This is a genomic window from Streptomyces sp. NPDC051105 (assembly GCF_040682795.1).
In the GTDB taxonomy this organism is placed as follows: domain Bacteria; phylum Actinomycetota; class Actinomycetes; order Streptomycetales; family Streptomycetaceae; genus Streptomyces.
Map to the genome: position 1 here is coordinate 1 of NZ_JBFBBR010000060.1, position 2,192 is coordinate 2,192.

Below are 2,192 nucleotides of genomic sequence, written 5' to 3' on the forward strand. Positions count from 1 at the left end.
CACGTGTGCTCTTCCGATCTCAATGGTTGTCAGTAAATAAACAAAAACTTTTGGAAGTGTGCTATTATAAGTCATATAAGTCGTGAGCTTTCTAATGCTTAGTGCTTTAAGATTAGGATAGCACGACTTATTTATTTTCCAATGAAATTAACTAGCAATTCGGGTAGAAAGTTTAGAGGTATCATATGAAACTACTTAATAATTTGTTGACTAGCTTAACACAATATGAGAATGAAATGATTCAAATTAGGCGTCATCTTCATCAATACCCAGAAATTTCTTTTCAAGAAAAAGAAACATTTAAGTATATTATGGGCTTTTATAAAGAACTTGACTGTGAACCAAAACTTATCGGAAAGGGATTTGGAATCATCGTTGATATTGAAGGTGGAAAATCCGGAAAAACTCTTGCGTTGAGAGCAGACTTTGATGCTCTTGCTATTTTTGAAGATAATGATTTAAGTTTTAAATCGGTCAATCCAGGAGTAATGCATGCCTGTGGACACGATGCACATACTGCATATTTGATGGTACTTGCTAGAGAACTAGTAAAAATAAAACAAGAACTTCCGGGAAGAGTTAGAATTGTCCATCAACCAGCAGAGGAAGTATCTCCTGGTGGTGCCAAAGGTATGATTAAAGCAGGAGCTCTTGACGGTGTCGATAATATGATCGGGGTTCATGTGATGACTACAATTAAAACAGGGGTCATTGCCTATCATAATAAAGAAACTCAAACGGGACGTTCTAATTTCACCATTACAATCAAAGGAAACGGAGGTCACGCTTCTATGCCACAATTAAGTAATGATGCAATAGTAGCCGCTAGTTACTTTGTAACTGAACTCCAAACAGTAATTTCAAGAAGAATAGATCCATTTGACATGGGTACTGTAACTATTGGATCATTTGATGGAGCAGGAAGTTTTAATGCTATACAAGATAAAGTAGTGTTAAAAGGGGATGTTCGGATGATGAAAGAAACAACTAGAAAAGTCATCCGAGACCAAGTGAAACAAATTGCTAAAGGCGTTGGAGTAACCTTTGGGGTTGAAGTGATTGTAGATTATGACGATAACTATCCTGTACTCTTTAATTCAGAAAATCTCACTCACTTTGTAGTTGACAGCTTAAAAGATCAGAATATTTCAGAAGTCAATAATATAGTCGATTTAGGACCACAAAATCCTTCTGAAGATTTTTCATATTATGGGCAAGTTGTACCAAGTACTTTCTTTTACATTGGTGCACAGCCTGAAGACGGCGGAAATTATCCCCATCATAGCCCTTTATTTAAAATGAATGAGAAAAGTATTTTAATCGCGGCTAAAGCAGTTGCAACTGTAACTATAAACTATCTATTTTTCAATAAAAAAATGTAGATTTACAAATAGCAAGATTTGTAGCTAAAGTTGCTCCTTCGTTATTTAATAAACTTATAAAAATATTTCTATCCTCTGTCCAGAAAAAGGTTGTATTATGGACGAGATTTAATTCACCGTCCGTCAAACTACGATACTGCGATGTCACTTAATGACAAGGTTTTGTATGTGTCCACAAATTCCGAGTTCTCTGTCTTGATGACAAATAACGTTCCAGAATATGCGTTGCTTACGTCCGGTAAAGGTTTTTTGAAGAATTTGGAAGATACGACAGGGCTTCTTGACGTTAAATATGACAATGTAGTAGGCAATTATGATATTGATAAGGCTGACATTGTTTATTATGTGTATGGTTTGCTTCATTCACCCGAATATCGGGATATGTATGCCAATGATTTAAAAAAGAGCTTGGCGCGGATTCCGCTAGTCCGAAATAAAGAAGCGTTTATTCGGATTGGAAAGGAGTTATCTAATCTGCATCTGAATTACGAGAAACAAGTGTCATACCCTGGAGTGACGGTGTCAGTTAGCTCTGATGATTATAAAGTGACTAAGATGAAACATCCTAAAAAAGGAGCCTTAGACACTATTATTTTCAATAATTCAATAACTATCTCGAACATACCAGAGAAAGCTTATGAGTATGTGGTTAGTGGAAGGCCAGCTATCGAATGGATTATTGATCAATATCAAGTAAAAACAGATAAAAAATCAGGAATAACGGATGATCCTAACGAATTTAGTGATAATCCTAAATATATTTTGAACCTCTTATTATCCGTTATTACAGTAAGTATGCGAACCCTTAAA

At 35.4% G+C, this 2,192-nt stretch carries 2 protein-coding genes; both read left to right on the forward strand.

The genetic code is table 11. The annotated features are described in order from the left end of the window. The first annotated feature begins 185 nt into the window (after positions 1-185). Positions 186-1,382: a M20 family metallopeptidase gene (locus AB0N16_RS41640; RefSeq protein WP_015082999.1), complete on the forward strand. Its 1,197-nt coding sequence runs from the start codon at positions 186-188 to the stop codon at positions 1,380-1,382. Positions 1,383-1,457: 75 nt separating this feature from the next. Then, a partial coding sequence (locus tag AB0N16_RS41645; RefSeq protein WP_365806019.1) for a type ISP restriction/modification enzyme occupies positions 1,458-2,192 on the forward strand: 735 nt, incomplete at its 3' end.

Excerpts from the sequence above, each read along its gene's own strand:
- AB0N16_RS41640 (WP_015082999.1), top strand. The coding sequence starts at position 186 with ATGAAACTACTTAATAATTTGTTGACTAGCTTAACACAATATGAGAAT.